This is a genomic window from Janthinobacterium sp. YR213 (genome assembly GCF_900099875.1).
GTDB classification, from domain to species: domain Bacteria; phylum Pseudomonadota; class Gammaproteobacteria; order Burkholderiales; family Burkholderiaceae_D; genus Janthinobacterium; species Janthinobacterium lividum.
Genome location: NZ_FNDA01000008.1, coordinates 95,231 through 112,575, shown reverse-complemented (window position 1 = coordinate 112,575; position 17,345 = coordinate 95,231). Strand labels below are relative to the sequence as shown.

The following is a 17,345-nucleotide window of genomic DNA, read 5'->3' as shown; positions in this document are numbered from 1 at the left end:
TGCGCGAAGCGAATAGTGCCTCAATGCCCCATACCAGTGCAAGCAAAACTGTATGTGCGGTGCAGCAAAAAGGCAGCGCCCAGAGGGAAAGGGGCAGGCTGATGCGATCAGCCTGCCGAGGGGAAATGCGCGGATGTCAGGACTTTATTGCGGGACGGGCGCTGGCCCATTGCACGGCCAGCACGCTGGCCAGTACCAGCAGCAAGCCCAGCATCGACCAGCCCGTCATCGCCTGCCCCAGCACGGCCCAGCCCAGCACGACGGCCATCAGGGGACTGAGCAGTCCCAACGAGGAGACGGCCACGGGCGACAGGCGGGCGATGCCGCGGAACCACAGCGCATACGCCAGCAGGGCGCCGGCCAGGCACAGGTAAGCGTAGGCCAATACTTGCTGCAGCGACAAGGCCGGCAGCGGTGCGTCGGCCAGCCAGGCGACGGGCGCCAGCATCAGGCCGCCGAGCAGCAATTGCCAGCCCGTCAGCGCCAGCACGGGCAAGGCCGGCTTCCAGCGCCGCGTCAGATAGGTGCCGGCCGCCATGCACGCCGTGCCGCCCAGCGCGGCGGCGATGCCGACGGGTTCCCATACCGTGCGCGGCGACAACAATAAAACGCCCATGCCGGCCACGCCCAGCACGCTGGCAAGCAAGGCCAGGCGGGCCGGACGGCGCCCTTCCACACCCCAGGCCAGGCCCATCACCAGCAGCGGCTGGATGGCCCCCACCACGGCCGCCAGGCCGCCAGGCAAGCGGTAGGCGGCCACGAACAGCAGGGCCTGGAACACGCCGATATTCAGCGCGGACAGGAGCAGTACGCGGATCCAGTCGCGCCGCGCGGGCAGGCGCCGCATGACCAGCAGCAACAGCAAGCCGGCCGGCAGCACGCGGATCAGGGCCGCCGTGAAGGGCCGGTCCGGCGGCAGCAGTTCGGACGTGACGATGTACGTGGAACCCCAGATCAGGGGCGCCAGCGCCGTGAGCAGAATGTCGCCCCAGGCGGGACGGACGGAGGAAGAGGCCATACAACTATCTCGACATTAAGATAAAGCGAGTGTGGGCGCGAACTATCTTGATGTCAAGATAAATCATTCGCTGCGCCGCCGGATGACAAGCGTAAAAAAGCCCGGCATGGCCGGGCTCCGCGAAGGATACAAGGCGGCAAGCTGCACCGCCTGGATCAGGACTTAATCGCGCATGCGCCGCAGGGTCGTCACCCGCATGCCGCCCATGCTGATCTGCGCCGTGCTGCCATCGTCGCTGACGATGATGTCCATGGCCGCCTCGCCCCCGCCTTCCGGCGCGATCGTCACGGTATTGCCCTTGGTGGTGAAGGTGGCCTTGGTCGACGTTCCGTTATTGATCACGCTGTCACTTGTAAATTCCAGGACATTGCCCATCGTCGCCTGCCATTTCCCCACCGCCGGGTGGCCGCCAAAGCGGAACGCGCTCTTCAGCTTGTCCAGCATGCCCGCTCCCTGCCCGGCCGGTGCTGTGCCTATCACACCAGTCATGGCCGCCTGGCTCATCTGCGCTTCGTCGATGACTTGCCACTGCTTGTCGACCAGCGCCAGCGGCAACCGCACTTCCAGGTCGCCATCCGGCAAGCGTTGCAGGATCAGCGCGCGGTCCGCCGACTTGGCGAACCATGCCGCCTCATCGGTCAATGCCAGGGTGGCCTTGGCCATCGCCACTTGCTGTGCGCCCAGGTCGCGCACCTGATCGTAGCCGCTGACCTTGGCCACTTTCACGCCCTTGGCCACGCACAGCTTGTCGCCGCGCAAGGCCGCCTTGCCCGGTGCAGCCAGCGCGTAGACAAATTGCGATTGCGCAACCCAGCCACCGCTGCTTTGCTCCACGGGAGCGCTGTACAGTCCGCTACGCACGAGAATATCGAGCCATTGCCGGGTAGAAGTGTCGTACGAGGCCACGCGGATCTCTTCCTTCTGGTACGGCAAGTTGGTGAGGCACAGCAGCTTGTCGCGCACCGCCTCGTCGGCCGCCAGGTGGGTATCGATGGCGCGGCTGAAACTGCTGGCCGAGGCCGCCTCTGGCGCCAGCAGCCACGCCAGGGCGCCACCGGCCACGATGACCACCGCCAGCGCACCGCCGGCAAGGATGAGGTGGCGCCGCTGCACACCAGCCGGCCTGGCCGGCGTGGCGGGCGCCGGAGCGGCTGCTGCGGCGGCGTTCACGGCCTTGCCGCATTCATCGCAGAAGCGCGCGCCGGGGACATAGGCGGTGCCGCATTTGGTGCAGAAGTGAGCCATGGTATGCCTTACTTGAGTTTATGCGCGCATTCGCCGCAGAACACGTCATCGGACGCGACCGGTGCCTTGCAGCTTGGGCATTGCAGGCTATCAACAGGTGCGGCAGCCGGCGTGGCAGGTGCGGCTGGGGCAGTCGCCTGCTCGGCCAGGGCGCGCGCGCGTTCACGCGCTTCCTCGGCTTTTTTCTTGACCGTCGCCAGACCGTCGTTCAGGCTTGCTTCCGAGGCGCTGAAATCGACATTACGCGTGGCGTTCAGGTAAATGATGCACACGCCCTTGGTAAAGATCAGGCCAGGCACTACGGCCGCGGCCGCCAGCAGCAAGCCGCCGCCCAGGCCGGCTGCGATGATGTAGCCGGAACCGCCACTCAGACCCGAAGCCAGGGAATACATGTTCATCTGGCCGCCCAGGCCCAGGATGCCTGCGGACATGCCGCTGGTCAGCGACACGCCGGTACCGAGCACGCCAAAGATCAGCAGGGCCACAAACGAGGTGATCAGGAACAGCAGCACTTCCAGCAAGATCACGGACACCAGCTTGGTGCGCACGATCAGGTTCAGACGGGCAATGATCTGGAACACGCTGGCACCCGACCAGGCGGCAGGACCGGCCAGCGGCAACATCACGTAGAACAGCGCAAACACCAGCACGCCCAGCACGATGGCCGACAGCGGGAAGACAACCGTGTACAGCACGGGGCCGAGCACGGGGATCTTGCAGACAAACAAGATGATGGCGATGGCGATCATGGCCGCCAGCACGATCAGGAATTCAAGGAAGACGACCGCGATCAGGCGGTGGCTCGTGTACAGCGAAACGAGCACGGCATCCACCAGGCTCATGCCCGGCTGGCCTTGCGCATCGCGCATCAGCAGGATGCCCACGGCGTTGGAACCGTAGAACATCACGAGGAAGGCCATCAAGCCGCCGAAAAAGGCCAGCAGCGGACTGCTCATGCCGCCGGCAAGCGTCGCCAGCACGCCACCGACGAGCACGGCGCCGATGAAGGTCAGGGCCAGCAGGGCAATCGCGCGGAAGTTCTTGATGGCATCGGTCGCTTCGATCAGCGAGCCTACGGCGGAAGAAAAGGGAAGAGGTTGATGTGCTTCGGTGGAAGTGGTCATGTAAAGCCTAGTGGAAATGAATCGGGAATGGAGCGGCCTGCCGGGCCGCCCCGTGGTACCAAGGTGTTAGTAGGCGAGCGCCAGTTGCAGCTCGCTCGCGGGCGCCTGGCGCTGGACGATCTGCAGCTTGACGTCCTGGCCGCCGACGCGCTTGCTATTCAGGTACAGCGCCGTGCGCACCGGGTAAATGCCCTGCGGCACGCCTTCCGGCATGGGAATCGAGAAGCCGCCCTTGTAGGCGCCGCTGCCGTTATTGCTGCTGACGACCTTGCGCACAGTCTTGATCAGCTCGCCATTTGGCTTGTACAGGCTCAATTCCTCTTCCACCAGCGGGTTCGGATCGCGCGTGCCGGCCGCCACTTCGATATACGAATTGGTCTGCGCCTTCTGGCCCGGACGCACGGAAGATGGCGTAAAGCCCGTCTCGTATTTCACCAGGGTCGACTGCTCGGGCAGCTTGCCCTTGTTGGCCACCTTGTAGTCGGTCTGCACCTGCTGCGCCGTCTTGACTTGCTGGCTTTGATAATTCAAGGCCACGCAGGCAAGCGCGCCCAGGCTGGCGCCCAGCGCCGCGCCGCGCACGGTATTGTTGCCGCCGCCCAGCAAGCCGCCCACGACGGCGCCGATGCCGGCCAGCATGGCCGTATTGCATTCGCCGCTGGCCGCTTCCGTGCCTGCGTTGGTGGTATTGCCGGTGGCGCCAGGGCCGCCCGGCGCGGCGCAGCCGGCCAGCATCGAGGACACGACCAGCATCGCCACCATGGGCTTGGCCATTTGTTTCAAGTTTTTCACGTCATTCTCCAGGAGGATCAAAATAGTGGGGAGGCAAGCAGCGGCTTACTCGATCTGAATTTGCGACAGCGCCTTGTCCTGCGCTTCTTTCGCCTTGCGCTTGATATCGAGCGCGTAGCGGTTGCCCGTGTCCATGCGCAACACGGCATTCGCGTTGGCAATGGCACAGTCGTATTTACGCTGGCTCATGCAATGGCTCGCTTCCGACAGGCTCTCCGTGATGACGCTTTCCAGGCCGGTCGTCTGTTTGACAGGCGCCGGTGGCGGGGTCACCTTGACGGGCTTGGCTGGTTTTTCCACGACGGGTGCCGGTGCCGGCGCTGGCGCCGGAGCAGGTGCGGGAGCTGCCGCTGGCTCAGGCTCCGCAGCAGGTGTCGCGGCAAAATCGGCCGTCGTGGCGCCATCGAGCGCAGGGTCGCTGATGGCCAGCGGCTGCTCGGCGGCAGGCGCAGGGTCCTCCAGCGCGGGCAAGGCTGGAACGGGTTCGGATGCCGGTGCAGCCGGCTTGCCGGACAAGAAATAGTAAGCGCCCGCACCGCCCAGCAGCACCACCGCGGCGACGGCTGCGGCGACCAGTTTCATGCGGTTGCCGCCCGGTTGGCTGTCAACCGGCGTGTCGGGAACGCTGTCTGCCACGGGTGCGGGCGTGGCTTCTGGTTCCGGTGCAGGCACGGGATCGGCACGGCGCTTTTCCAGCACGGGCGGTGGCGGTGGCGGCGGCGCGACTGGCGCCGGGATGGAAACGGGAATCGGTTCCGGGACAGCTTCCGCGACCGCTTCTGCCACCGGCACGGGCTCAGGAACGAACACACGCACCGGTTCAGGAATCGGCTCAGGAATAACCTCAGGAATGGGCTCAATAATCGGCTCAAGAACCGGTGCCGGCGACGCCACTGGCGCCACGGCAAAGCTGAATGCGCACTTGGGGCAGAACTTGGCATCGGGCTTGCAGTCATGGCCGCATTGGCCACAGGCTTTGCCCGGCAGCGGGGCGGCGGCAGGAGCGGCGGCAAACGTCGTGCCGCAGGAAGAGCAGAATTTTGCGCCCGGCTTATTCTCGGCCTGGCAGGAAAGGCATTTCAATTGGCATCTCTTTTCATCTAAACACTGGGTGGCGCGTACGCTGGCGCTTGCCAGAATGGCAGCTTTGTTGCCGTACGGCTAAATATCCAACGAGTATATTTTCAAACACCGAGTTGCCACAAGGGAAAATTGCCTTTTGCTCTATTCATTTTTTAAATATTGGTAAAAATCCTGCTGCCAAGGCTTGCCGCCAAGCCATCCCGGGGCGCAGATAGCAAAAAACCCGGCAACGCAGTACGCGTTGCCGGGTTTTCAGTTGATGCCCGAGGGCACGAGGTCGTTTACTTGCGTCCGCCCCGTGCCGGCGCAGCATGGCCGCCCTTGGCTGGCGGCTTGCTGCCACGGCCCATCGGCACGGCGGCCGGCTTGGCCTTGGTCTTGATGGTCGACAAGATCGATGGACGCACTTTCGATTCGACGGCGCTCGCCTTCGGTGCGGCGGCCGTGCCGCCCAGGGCGATGCGGTTCTTGCCTGGCGTAACCTTGAACTTGTCCGGCGTGCCGGCGCCATGCGTCTGGCGGCTGCGTTCGCCTGCGGCCAGGCCGCCCGATTCCGACGACGTCCAGGCTGGGATCAAATGCTTGTCGCCATTGCCGATCAAGTCGCCACGGCCCATGTTGACCAGTGCTTCGCGCAGGATAGGCCAGTTGGCCGGGTCCTGGTAGCGCAGGAAGGCTTTATGCGTGCGGCGGATCTTGCCGCTGCGGGCCGTTTCCACCACTTCCGAGTCTGCCGTCACCTTGCGCAAAGGATTCTTGCGCGTGTGATACATGGTCGTCGCCATGGCCATCGGCGTGGGCATGAAGGTTTGCACCTGGTCCAGCTTGAAATTGTTTTTCTTCAGCCACAGGGCCAGGTTCAGCATGTCCGTGTCCGTCGTGCCCGGATGGGCGGCGATAAAGTAAGGGATCAAATACTGCTTCTTGCCCGCTTCCAGGGAGAAACGGTCGAACATTTCCTTGAACTCGTCATACGCGCCGATGCCGGGCTTCATCATCTTCGACAAGGTGCCCTCTTCCGTGTGCTCAGGGGCAATCTTCAGCAAACCGCCGACGTGGTGCGTCACCAGTTCCTTGACGTACTCGGGGGAACGCACGGCCAGGTCATAACGCAAGCCCGAGCTGATCAAGACTTTCTTGATGCCGGGAATGGCACGCGCCTTGCGGTACAGGGAAATGAGCTTGCTGTGGTCCGTGCCCAGGTTCACGCAGATGGACGGGTACACGCAGGACAGGCGGCGGCACGAAACTTCGATCTCTTTTTCCTTGCACGCCAGGCGATACATATTCGCCGTCGGACCGCCCATATCGGAAATGGTGCCCGTAAACCCTTTGGTTTTATCGCGGATATGCTCGATTTCGCGCAGGATCGACGGTTCCGAACGGCTCTGGATGATGCGGCCTTCATGTTCCGTGATCGAGCAGAAAGTACAGCCGCCGAAGCAACCGCGCATGATGTTGACGGAAAAGCGGATCATTTCCCAGGCGGGGATATGCGCCTTGCCATAGCTCGGGTGCGGCGCGCGCGCATAATTCATGTCGTACACGCCATCCATCTCGTCCATGGCCAGCGGCAGCGGCGGCGGGTTGAGCCACACGTCGCGTTCGCCGTGCGCCTGCACCATGGCGCGCGCATTGCCGGGATTCGATTCCAGGTGGAACACGCGCGACGCGTGCGCATACATGACGGGATCGTCCTTGACGACGTCGTAGGCAGGCAGGCGCACCACCGTCTTGTCATGCTTTTCCTTGGCCATGGCCAGGCGCTCTTCGCGGCTCATGATGCGGATCGGCTTGATGACTTCGGCCGATTTCGACGCATTTTCCGTGGCGCAGGCGGTCTTGTCTTCCTGCACCATCTCGTACGGGCTGTAGTGCGGATCGACCTTGCCGGGCACGTCGACGCGGGTGGAATTGTGCACGCCCCAGTCGTCGCCGGGCAGCCAGCCGGACGGCACCATGAAGGCCGTGCCGCGCAAGTCACGGATATCCTTGATCGATTCGCCGGCGGCCAGGCGGTGGGTCAGGTCGACCAGCGCCCGTTCGGCATTGCCGAAGATCAACAAATCAGCCTTGGAATCAGGCAAGACGGAACGGCGGACCTTGTCCGACCAGTAATCGTAATGGGCGATGCGGCGCAGCGATGCCTCGATGCTGCCGATGACCACGGGCACGTCGGGATACGCTTCGCGCGCGCGCTGGGCGTACACGGTGACGGCGCGGTCCGGGCGCTTGTTCGGTTCGGCATTCGCCGTGTAGGCGTCGTCGGAGCGGATCTTGCGGTCGGCCGTGTACTGGTTGACCATGGAATCCATGTTGCCGGCGGTAATGCCGTAGTACAGGCGCGGCTTGCCGAGGATGCGGAACGCGTCGGCCGACAGCCAGTCCGGCTGGCTGATGATGCCGACGCGGTAACCCTGCGCTTCGAGCAGACGGCCGACCAGGGCCATGCCGAAACTCGGATGGTCGATGTAGGCGTCGCCCGTGACGAGGATGACGTCGCACTGGTCCCAGCCCAGCGCGTCCATCTCGGCACGCGACATCGGCAGGAAAGGCGCCACGGCAGCGCGGGCAGACCGCTTGGGAACGGTCGCAAATAAATTGGTAGGGGAGCTCATAGGGTACGGATTGTACCGGAATTGGCCATTTCCAACCTGACGGCCTGCTTTTTACTGTTGGATTTCAGTACAAAAAACGTTTATTTTTCAATCACTTGGGAAATTCCCATCGAGAAATTGTGACTGAGGAGCAGTTTTTATCATGGCATCAACATCGTCTCGGCGCCTCTCAAAACCGTAGCGAGCAAGCTCAATGCCGGGTTGAGTAGCGGAGCCGTACGAAGGTACGGTGAGCAACGGATGCCCGGCAGTGGGCTGCGCAGTAGGTTTTCAGAGGTGCATCAGATACCCATATTGGCGAGAATCTCACCAAGTTCCCGCAGCGCCGGCTCCAGTTTCGGATGCTTGACGGCAAACTTGGCCGACAATTCCTGGCTGCGCTCGGCCAGTCCATAGGTGGTCGATTCTTCTTCCTGTTCCTGCGCGGCGCGCTTTTCCATCAGCAACTTGATGTCGACATCGAGTTTTTGCAGCAAACCATGCAGTTCTTCATCGACGGGGCCGCTGGTTTCCAGTGTCGAATGCAGTTGTTGCAGCGATTCCTTGAGTTTGCTATCCATGTTTTTTCCTGTCAGTCAGTAAATTGCGTGTCCAGGTACAGCTGTTCCACCTTGCTCCTGGCCCACGGGGTCTTGCGCAAAAACTTCAGGCTCGACTTGATGCTGGGATCGCTGATGAAGCAATTGATATCGATGTGCTTGGCCAAGCCATCCCAACCGTAGTGGGCCTGCAGACGCGTCACGATACCTTCCAGGGTAATGCCATTCAAATCTTGCTGACTCATATACTCTTTCGACTGCCTTCTTATTTACATCTTACTCAATTCTACGCCGCCGGCACGGAAAGCTTGCGTGCGCCATGTCAACGCAACGCAAGCTTCTGATGGGGACGCCTTACTTCGCGTTCAAGCCGCGGCGTTCCAGCAATGGTTCCACGGTGGCATCGCGGCCGCGGAAGTCGCGGAACAGTTGCAGCGCATCGACGCTGCCGCCGCGCGACAGCAATTTGCTGCGGAACCAGTCGCCATTCTTGCGCGTCAGGCCGCCGTTTTCCTTGAACCAGTTAACCGATTCCGCGTCCAGCTTTTCCGACCACAGGTAGGCGTAATACGCTGCCGAGTAGCCGCCCGAGAAGCTGTGCGAGAAGTAGCTGGTGCGGTAGCGCGGCGGCACGGGCGCGTAATCGACGCCTGCATCCTTCAGCGATGCCGCCTCAAAAGCCAGCACATCGGTCGGGATCTGGCTCGGCGCGAGCTGGTGCCAGCGCTGGTCCAGCAGGGCGGCCGACAGATATTCCGTGGTCATGAAACCCTGGTTGAATTTCTTCGCGGCCGTGACCTTGTCGAGCAATTCCTGCGGCATCGCCGCGCCGCTCTGGTAGTGCTTGGCATAGTTTTGCAGCACTTCCGGCCAGACGGCCCACATTTCATTGACTTGCGATGGATACTCGACGAAGTCGCTCGGCACGCTGGTGCCGGCAAAGCGCGGGTATTTCACGTTCGAAAACATGCCGTGCAGCGCATGGCCGAATTCGTGGAACATGGTCGTCACTTCATCGAACGTCAGCAAGGTCGGCTGGCCGGCGGGCGGTTTCGGAATGTTCAATTGGTTGGCCACCACCGGATGCGTGCCCATCAACGACGATTGCGACACGTATTCATTCATCCACGCGCCGCCATGCTTGTTGCCGCGCGCATAGAAGTCGGCGATGAACAGGGCCAGCGGCTTGCCGTTGGCGTCGAGCACGTCGTAGACGCGCACGTCCGGGTTGTACACCGGTAGATCAGTGCGCTGCTTGAAGCTGATGCCGTAGAGTTTATTGGCGGCAAAGAAGACGCCATTGTTCAGCACGCTGTTCAATTCCAGGTACGGTTTCAGCTCGTTTTCATCGAAATTGAAACGTTGCTTGCGCAGCTTGTCCGTGTAGATGGCCCAATCGGCGGCCGCCACCTGGAAGCCGCCCTTCTCGGCATCGACCACTTGCTGCAGGTCGGCCGCTTCGCGGCGCGCGTTGGCAACGGCCGGTTTCGCCAATTCCGACAGCAGGGTGTTGACGGCCGTGGTCGTCTTGGCCGTCTGGTCTTCCAGCGAGTAGGCGGCGTAATTGGCGTAACCGAGCAAGGTCGCCCGTTCGGCGCGCAATTTGGCCAGCTTCAGCACGATGGCGCGGTTGTCGAACTCGCCGCCCTGGCTGCCGCGGTTCAGCGACGCATCCATCAGGCGCTGGCGCGTCTTGCGATCCGTCAATACGGCCAGCGGCGGCTGGCCGCTGGTGTTGACGAGGGCGATGACGAACTTGCCCGTCAAGCCGCGCTCCTTGGCTGCCGAGGCGGCCGTATCGATATCGCTGTCCGTCATGCCGGCCAGTTCGGCGCGCGTGTCGACGACGATGCTCTTGGCATTCGTTTCCTTCAGCACGTTTTGCGCGAAGGCCGTTTCCAGACCCGCCTGCTCGGCGTTGTAGGCTTTCAATTTTTCCTTGTCCGCATCGGACAGCTTGGCGCCGGCGCGCACGAAATCCGTGTGGTAGCGTTCCAGCAAGCGCAGGGATTCGGCGTCGAGGCCCAGCTTGTCGCGCTTGGCGTACAGGGTGTCGATGCGGGTAAACAGTTTCGGATTCAGGGTGATCGCATCGGCGTGCGCGGCCAGCTTCGGCGACACGTCCACTTCCACCGCTTCCAGCACGCTGTTCGTGTTGGTCGAGGTCATGTTGCTGAAGATGCTTTGCACGCGGTGCAGCAGCTGCCCCGTGCGCTCGAGGGCCACGATGGTGTTTTCAAACGTGGGCGCCTGGCGGTTGCTGGCAATCGCATTGACTTCGGCCAGCTGGCGTTTCATGCCTTCGGCAAACGCCGGCGCATAGTGCGCATCCTTGATCAGGCCGAACTGCGGCATCTGGAATGGCAGCGGGCTCGCTTTGAGCAGGGGGTTCTGGGCGCTGACGGCAGCGGCGGGCGCGGATTTTGCGGTGGTGGCAGCCATGGCGGACGGAGCGGCGTGGGCCAGCATGACGCTGGCGGCGATGACGAGCAGTTGTGGACGGATCATGACATCTTTCAGGAAGCGCGGGGAAGAACCGCGATCGCGTCGCGGGCCAGTGGCAGATCATAGCAGCCTGTCACACAGGCGTCATCCAACATGGGCGATCCTGTGGTGCATCACGCCAAATGCGCGATTTACCACGGTTTACAATCAAAAACTCCAAATAAAAATGGCCGCCCGTTGCGGGGCGGCCATCGATGTTCAGTACCGGCCAGGCCGGTGAACGGGCATTACTTGGCGTTCAAGCCACGGCGTTCCAGCAGCGGTTCGATCTTCGCATCGCGGCCGCGGAAGTTGCGGTAGATGTCGAGCGCATCGGCGCTGCCGCCGCGCGACAGCAGTTTATTGCGGAACCAGTCGCCGTTCTTGCGCGTCAGGCCGCCGTTTTCCTTGAACCACTCGACCGTGTCGGCATCGAGCTTTTCCGACCACAGATACGCGTAGTAGCCGGCCGAATAGCCGCCCGCGAACGCGTGCGAGAAATACGTGGTGCGGTAGCGCGGCGGCGCCGGGGCGAAATCGACGCCGGCATCCGTCAAGGCGGCTTTTTCAAACGCCAGCACGTCGGTCGGGATCTGTGCCGGGGTCAGCTGGTGCCAGCGCTGGTCCAGCAGGGCCGATGCCAGGTATTCCGTGGTTTTATAGCCCTGGTTGAAATTGTCGGCCGCCGTCACTTTCGCCAGCAGTTCGACCGGGATAGCCGCGCCCGTCTGATAGTGCTTGGCATAGTTTTGCAGCACTTCCGGCCACAGCGCCCACATTTCATTGACTTGCGACGGGTATTCGACGAAGTCGCGCGGCACGCTGGTGCCGGCAAAGCGTGGGTATTTCACGTTCGAAAACATGCCGTGCAGCGCATGGCCGAATTCGTGGAACATGGTGTTGACTTCGTCAAACGTCATCAGGGTCGGCTGGCCCGCTTCCGGCTTTGGAATGTTGAGGTTATTCGCAATCACCGGCTTGCGGTTCAGCAAGCTCGACTGGCCCACGTAGGCATTCGCCCAGGCGCCGCCGCGCTTGTTGCTGCGTGCGTAAGGGTCGAGCGTAAAGATGGCCAGCTGCGTGCCGTCTTCATTGAAGACGTCGTACACCAGCATGTCGGTGTTGTAGACGGGCAAGTCGGTGCGCTGCTTGAAGGTCAAGCCATACAACTTGCCAGCAGCAAAGAACACGCCCTTGGTCAGCACGCTGTGCATTTCAAAGTACGGTTTCAACTGAGTCTCGTCGAAGTTGTAGCGTTCGGCGCGCACCTTGTCGCTATAGAAGGCCCAGTCGGCAGCGCCCACCTTGAAGCCGCCTTTGCCTGCATCGATGACCTTCTGGATATCGTCCGCTTCACGGCGCGCGTTGACGACGGCCGGCTTCGCCAGTTCGCCCAGCAGAGCGTTCACGGCGGTCGTGTCGTGCGCCGTCTGGTCTTCCAGCGAATACGCCGCGTAGTTCGGGTAGCCCATCAGCGCGGCACGTTCGGCGCGCAGTTTTGCCAGTTCCAGCACTTCCTGGGTATTGTCAAATTCACCGCCACGGCTGCCGCGCGCTTGCGAAGCGGCCATGATGCGTTCGCGCAAGGCGCGGTTGGTCAGCAGCGCCAGCGGCGCCTGGCCCGTCGTATTGACGAGGGCGATCACATACTTGCCATCCAGGCCGCGCTTCTTGGCCAGGCCGGCAGCCACCTCGATGGCGGCCGGCGACAGGCCGTCGAGTTCTTCGCGCGTATCGACGACGACGGCCGAGGCGTTCAATTCCTTCAGCACGTTCTGCGCGAACTTGGTCGACAGGGCAGCCAGTTGGCCGTTGTAGGCGCGCAGCTTTTCCTTGTCCGCCGCCGACAGCTTGGCGCCGGCGCGTACAAAATCGGTGTGGTAGCGTTCCAGCAGACGTTTCGATTCCGCATCCAGGCCCAGCTTGTCGCGCTTGGCGTACAGGGTATCGATGCGCTTGAACAATTTGTCGTTGAGCATGATCGCGTCGCTATGGGCCGCCATCTTCGGCGCCAGTTCGCGTTCCAGGCCCTGGATCGTCTCGTTCGTGTTCGAACCGGACATCACGGAAAACACGGTGCGCACGCGGCTCAGCAACTGGCCCGAGCGTTCCATGGCCACGATGGTGTTGTCGAAGGTAGCTGGCTTCTTGTTATTCGCAATCGCGTTGATTTCCGCCAGGTTGGCGGCCATGCCTGCCGTAAAGGCGGGCGCGTAGTCGGCGTCCTGCACCTTGTCGAACGGCGGATAGTTGAATGGCAGGCTGCTGGCCTGCGCAAACGGGTTCGAAGCGGGCAGCGATGCCGCCGCGGTGGCGGCAGTGGCAGGCGCTGTGGTGGCGGTGGCGGCAAAAGCGGCAGCGGCTGGCGCCAGCATCAGGCTGGCGGCGATGACGAGCATTGTTGGACGGGTCATGTCTACTTTCTAGGAGCGCAAGAGAGCCGCGATTGTGTCGCGGGCCAGCTTGAAATAATAACAGCCTGACACACTTGCGTCACCCGCAACGACTGACCTTAACGGGTCGGCGGGTAATGAATGGTTTTCATGCGTCCCGCTCCACGATGCCGATTTAGTAATGCGGCGGACGTTCGTTGACCAGCCCGCCATTTGCCTGCTGCGCCCCATCGCGCACATGTTCGCCCAGCTTGTGCAGCATCGCCTCAAGCTGGTCGATGCGCTTGCCCTGCTGGTACACCATCTGGTTCAGCGACTCGACCAGGTCTTCCTGCTGCGCCAGCTTGATTTCAATATCGACGAAACGTACTTCCATCTGTTCTGCATTGTCCATGGTGCTTCTGCTCATTTCTGACTGAAAGCGGCATTCTACCGCCGCAGCAGCGTGAGCCAGGACAAACCTCGTCCATTCGCCATCGGTCAGACGGCCATTGCTGCCTATTCTTTCGTTTGGCCCTCTCAAATCGCTTGACGAATGAGAACAAACGATTACAATGACTGCATCCACGTCACCCGAACCACCGCTGATCGACACGCGCAAGACGGCCGAATACCGGCGCTGGGAAGACTCGCTGCACGATGTTGCGGCCGCCGCCATCGACGCTTGCAGCACGGCAAAAAGGGCGACTGGCGGCCAGTGGGTGAAGGCGTGTGCGAGCTGCGCTTTTTACAGACGGGACCGGGCTGGCGCGTGTATTTTCATGAAACGAACGGGGGCACCCTGATCTTGCTGCTGTTGGGCGGCAACAAATCCAGCCAGCAGCGCGACATCAAGCAGGCGCAAGCGATCCTCCGGGAGCTGAAAGCCCGGCAGGCGGCCCTCAAAAAAGCGGCGGCAAGCCCCTCCACAGGAGCACGAAAGAAATGAACCACGACATCGACCACGACACCTTCGACCTCGACGACCTGGAAGCATTGGGACTGAGCAAATTTGACCCGACACAACACCTGACCAGCAGGGCCGCCGTGGCCGCCTACATGAGCGAAATCGTCGCCACCGGCAATGCCGAACTGTTCCAGTCCGCCATGAACGACGTGGTGCGCGCCTACGGCATGGGCAAGGTGGCGGCCAGGGCCGACATCACGCGCGAAGGCGCCTATAAAGCCTTGCGCGAAGGCAGCAAGCCGCGCTTTGAAACCATTTTAAAAATGCTCGATGCGCTGGGCATGCAACTGGCCATCGTGCCGAAGGCCACCCCGGACGGCGCCGTGGAAGCCTGAGCGCCGCTTACCCTTTCGGCGCGGCCAACAGCGCCTTCACGCGCGCCAAACGCTCCTTGGGCGAAATCACTTCCGCTTCCGTCGGCACGGCGTCGCCCACGTCGAGTTCCATTTCCTTGATGAAGCGCGACGGGTCGCAATGGACTTGCTCGCCAGCCCGCTTGCGCTTCTTGCACCACGTAATGTGCAAGGTGCGCTGGGCCCGCGTAATGCCCACATACATCAAACGCCGCTCTTCCTGGATGCGCGCGGCGATGGTTTCGGCCGGCGCGTCAGGGTCGCCCTTGTGCGGCAAGATCCCCTCTTCCACGCCCACCAGAAACACGTGCGGAAACTCGAGACCTTTCGACGCGTGCAGGGTCGACATGCGCACGGCATCCTGCTCCTCGTCCTTGCCCTCGAGCATGGTCATCAAGGCCACCATCTGCGTCAATTCCAGCACGTTCTTTTCTTCGCCATCGCGGTCCTTGCCGCCCCGGCCCCGTTCCTTGAGCCAGTTGACGAATTCCAGCACGTTCTGCCACTTGCTTTGCGCCTGGCGTTCCTCGAAGGCATCGTACAGATACGATTCGTAGTGGATTTCCTTCATCATGTCATCCAGCACTTCGGCCGCGTTGTCGCCGCTGCCGGCCGCGCCCGGACGGCTGGCGCGCGATTCGAGGTCGTTGATGAAGTTGCAGAAGTCGCGCAGCGGACCCAGCTGGCGGTCCGTCAGCTTGGCCTCGATGCCGCCCTTGAAGACGGCCTGGAACAGCGAGCACTGCCACTGCCCCGAGAACGCGCCCAGCACCTCCAGCGTCGACTGCCCCACGCCACGGCGCGGCGTCGTCACGGCGCGGATGAAAGCCGGATCGTCGTCCTCGTTGGCCAGCAGGCGCAGATAGCTGATGATGTCCTTGATCTCGGCCTTGTCGAAGAAGCTCTGGCCACCCGAAATCGTGTACGGAATGCGTTCCTTGCGCAAACACTGCTCGATGATGCGCGCCTGGTGGTTGCCCCGGTACAAAATGGCGTAATCGGAAAATTTGTTCTTGCGTTCAAAATGGTCGGCCGAGATCATGATGGCCACCTGCTCCGCCTCCTGCTCGTCCGTCTGCATGCCCAGCACCTTGATCGGCTCGCCCAGGCCGTGTTCGGACCACAGCGACTTTTCAAACAGTTTAGGATTGTTGCCGATCACGGCATTGGCTGCATTGAGCACGCGCATGGTGGAGCGGTAATTCTGCTCCAGCTTGATCACGCGCAAATCGGGGAAATCCGTCTCCAGGGTCTTCAGGTTTTCCACGGTGGCGCCGCGCCACGCGTAGATCGCCTGGTCGTCATCGCCCACGGCCGTAAACATCGGCTTCTTGCCGATGCCCGTCACCATCAGTTTCACCAGTTCGTACTGGCACGTGTTCGTATCCTGGTATTCATCGACGAGCAGATAGCGCAAACGGCGCTGCCACTTGTCGCGCACGGGGCCGTTGTTGCGGAACAGTTCCACCGGCAAGCGGATCAGATCGTCGAAATCGACGGCCTGGTAGGCGGACAGCGTTGCCACATAGCTGCGGTAGATGCGCGCCGCATTCGCCTCGTCCTCATCCTTGGCTTGTGCCAGCGCCATGTCCGGGTCGATCAGGCCATTTTTCCACAAGGACATGGCGTTCTGGATGCCGCGAATGACCTGTTTATCGGTGGTAATGGCGAGGTCTTGCACGAGGGAAAAACAGTCGTCGCTGTCCATGATGGAAAAGCGGTCCTTCAGCCCCACGCCATTGGCTTCCTGGCGCAGGATTTTCACGCCCAGCGAGTGGAAGGTCGACACCGTCAACTGCTTGGCCTGGCGCGGCTGTTTCAACAGCTTGGCGATGCGCTCCTGCATTTCCAGCGCCGCCTTGTTGGTGAAGGTCAAGGCGGCGATGGTGCGCGGGTCATAGCCCCGGTCTTCGATCAGATGGGCGATCTTTTGCGTGATCACGCGCGTCTTGCCCGAGCCGGCGCCCGCCAGCACCAGGCAAGGGCCGTCGAGGTAGGTAACCGCTTCGCTTTGGGGCGCATTCAGACCGAACTGTGGTGCTTTGGACATCAGGGTATTTCCGCAGGGAACAGCAGCCCATTGTAACAGCGTCGCGCAGGCTATTTGCATGGCGGGCCATGCCTGAAAAACAGGCAATGGCATTGATATATCGCCATCTGACGCCATCTTGACCCATGCAATGCGTGCGGCACGGCCACGCCTGGAGTACCATTCCGCCTATATCGCCCGTGTGCGCCCACTTACCGAATGGCAGTCCCATGAAATTTGAACACCTGATTGAAATCAACGATCCTTTGAACCCGCTGATCGACACCTTGACCCTGGAGCAAGTCTGGCGCGGCCTGGTCTTGCGCGCCGAGTCGCCGAAACTGTTCGTGCCGCACCTCGATGAATGCCAGATCAGCGAGCGCAGCGATACCGGCTTCGCGCGCAGCCTGCGCTATGGCGAGCTGGTCATCAACGACAGGGTGGTGCTGGTGCCGCAATTGCAGGTGCGCTACGAAGTGCCGGCGCAAAAGGATATCAGCGCGTCCTCGCTGGTGATGACCATCGAAATGCCCGACGAAGCGAGCATGTGGGTGCGCTTCCAGTACGACGACGGCCACGACGCGGCCACCGATGCGGCCAACGCCCTGTACGACGACTTCCGCCGTTCCGCCTACAAGGAGTCCGACATCGACACCGTGCGCATCATGCGCGAACTGGCAGTCGAAGGACGGCTCGATGCGGGCTTGCTGAACTAAGCGCC

General features: G+C 62.0%; 16 protein-coding genes. 4 read left to right on the top strand and 12 right to left on the bottom strand.

Annotation, left to right across the window (positions count from 1 at the left end; genetic code table 11):
• Positions 1-136 precede the first annotated feature (136 nt).
• From BLT98_RS26960 to BLT98_RS26940, 5 genes are all read right to left on the bottom strand, one after another.
• Positions 137-1,018: an EamA family transporter gene (locus tag BLT98_RS26960; protein WP_092613228.1), complete on the bottom strand. Its 882-nt coding sequence runs from the start codon at positions 1,016-1,018 to the stop codon at positions 137-139.
• A 162-nt stretch (positions 1,019-1,180) separates the two neighbouring features.
• Positions 1,181-2,263: a zinc ribbon domain-containing protein gene (locus BLT98_RS26955; protein ID WP_092613224.1), complete on the bottom strand. Its 1,083-nt coding sequence runs from the start codon at positions 2,261-2,263 to the stop codon at positions 1,181-1,183.
• 8 nt (positions 2,264-2,271) lie between these two features.
• Positions 2,272-3,387 carry a zinc ribbon domain-containing protein gene (locus tag BLT98_RS26950; RefSeq protein WP_092613221.1) on the bottom strand — a complete coding sequence of 372 codons (1,116 nt, stop codon included), beginning with the start codon at positions 3,385-3,387 and terminating at the stop codon, positions 2,272-2,274.
• 66 nt (positions 3,388-3,453) lie between these two features.
• A complete protein-coding gene (locus BLT98_RS26945; RefSeq protein WP_139179386.1) occupies positions 3,454-4,179 on the bottom strand; it encodes a hypothetical protein in 726 nt (241 codons plus the stop codon).
• Positions 4,180-4,224: 45 nt separating this feature from the next.
• Positions 4,225-4,989 (bottom strand): hypothetical protein, encoded by a 765-nt coding sequence (locus tag BLT98_RS26940; protein ID WP_139179385.1) that lies wholly within the window; start codon positions 4,987-4,989, stop codon positions 4,225-4,227.
• Positions 4,990-5,029: 40 nt separating this feature from the next.
• Between BLT98_RS26940 and BLT98_RS29620 the strand changes: the two genes are divergently transcribed.
• Complete coding sequence (locus tag BLT98_RS29620; RefSeq protein WP_034780900.1) at positions 5,030-5,344, top strand: hypothetical protein; 315 nt, start codon at positions 5,030-5,032, stop codon at positions 5,342-5,344.
• 199 nt (positions 5,345-5,543) lie between these two features.
• Here BLT98_RS29620 and BLT98_RS26935 read toward each other — a convergent pair whose 3' ends face one another.
• From BLT98_RS26935 to BLT98_RS26910, 6 genes are all read right to left on the bottom strand, one after another.
• Entirely contained in the window at positions 5,544-7,805 is a 2,262-nt protein-coding gene (locus BLT98_RS26935) for a YgiQ family radical SAM protein (RefSeq protein WP_211615120.1), read from the bottom strand.
• Between the two features lie 356 nt (positions 7,806-8,161).
• Entirely contained in the window at positions 8,162-8,440 is a 279-nt protein-coding gene (locus BLT98_RS26930) for a DUF4404 family protein (protein ID WP_034753883.1), read from the bottom strand.
• 11 nt (positions 8,441-8,451) lie between these two features.
• On the bottom strand, positions 8,452-8,664 hold the full coding sequence (locus tag BLT98_RS26925; RefSeq protein ID WP_034780902.1) for a VF530 family protein: 213 nt from the start codon (positions 8,662-8,664) through the stop codon (positions 8,452-8,454).
• 109 nt (positions 8,665-8,773) lie between these two features.
• Positions 8,774-10,927 carry a M3 family metallopeptidase gene (locus BLT98_RS26920; protein ID WP_092613209.1) on the bottom strand — a complete coding sequence of 718 codons (2,154 nt, stop codon included), beginning with the start codon at positions 10,925-10,927 and terminating at the stop codon, positions 8,774-8,776.
• Positions 10,928-11,151: 224 nt separating this feature from the next.
• Positions 11,152-13,317: a M3 family metallopeptidase gene (locus BLT98_RS26915; RefSeq protein WP_244517735.1), complete on the bottom strand. Its 2,166-nt coding sequence runs from the start codon at positions 13,315-13,317 to the stop codon at positions 11,152-11,154.
• Positions 13,318-13,471: 154 nt separating this feature from the next.
• The gene (locus tag BLT98_RS26910; RefSeq protein WP_034753936.1) at positions 13,472-13,690 is read right to left on the bottom strand and encodes a SlyX family protein; all 219 of its coding nucleotides are present in this window, start codon (positions 13,688-13,690) and stop codon (positions 13,472-13,474) included.
• A gap of 141 nt (positions 13,691-13,831) precedes the next feature.
• Between BLT98_RS26910 and BLT98_RS26905 the strand changes: the two genes are divergently transcribed.
• A complete protein-coding gene (locus BLT98_RS26905) occupies positions 13,832-14,224 on the top strand; it encodes a type II toxin-antitoxin system RelE/ParE family toxin (protein ID WP_092613203.1) in 393 nt (130 codons plus the stop codon).
• Positions 14,221-14,577, top strand: a complete 357-nt coding sequence (locus tag BLT98_RS26900) for an addiction module antidote protein (RefSeq protein ID WP_092613200.1) — start codon at positions 14,221-14,223, stop codon at positions 14,575-14,577. The genes BLT98_RS26905 and BLT98_RS26900 overlap by 4 nt, the downstream gene beginning before the upstream one ends.
• A gap of 7 nt (positions 14,578-14,584) precedes the next feature.
• On the opposite strand, the gene BLT98_RS26895 is transcribed toward BLT98_RS26900, so the two are convergent.
• The gene (locus BLT98_RS26895; RefSeq protein ID WP_092613197.1) at positions 14,585-16,645 is read right to left on the bottom strand and encodes a UvrD-helicase domain-containing protein; all 2,061 of its coding nucleotides are present in this window, start codon (positions 16,643-16,645) and stop codon (positions 14,585-14,587) included.
• Between the two features lie 209 nt (positions 16,646-16,854).
• On the opposite strand from BLT98_RS26895, the gene BLT98_RS26890 reads away from it, so the two are divergent.
• On the top strand, positions 16,855-17,340 hold the full coding sequence (locus BLT98_RS26890) for an SRPBCC family protein (RefSeq protein WP_034780908.1): 486 nt from the start codon (positions 16,855-16,857) through the stop codon (positions 17,338-17,340).
• Positions 17,341-17,345 lie beyond the last annotated feature (5 nt).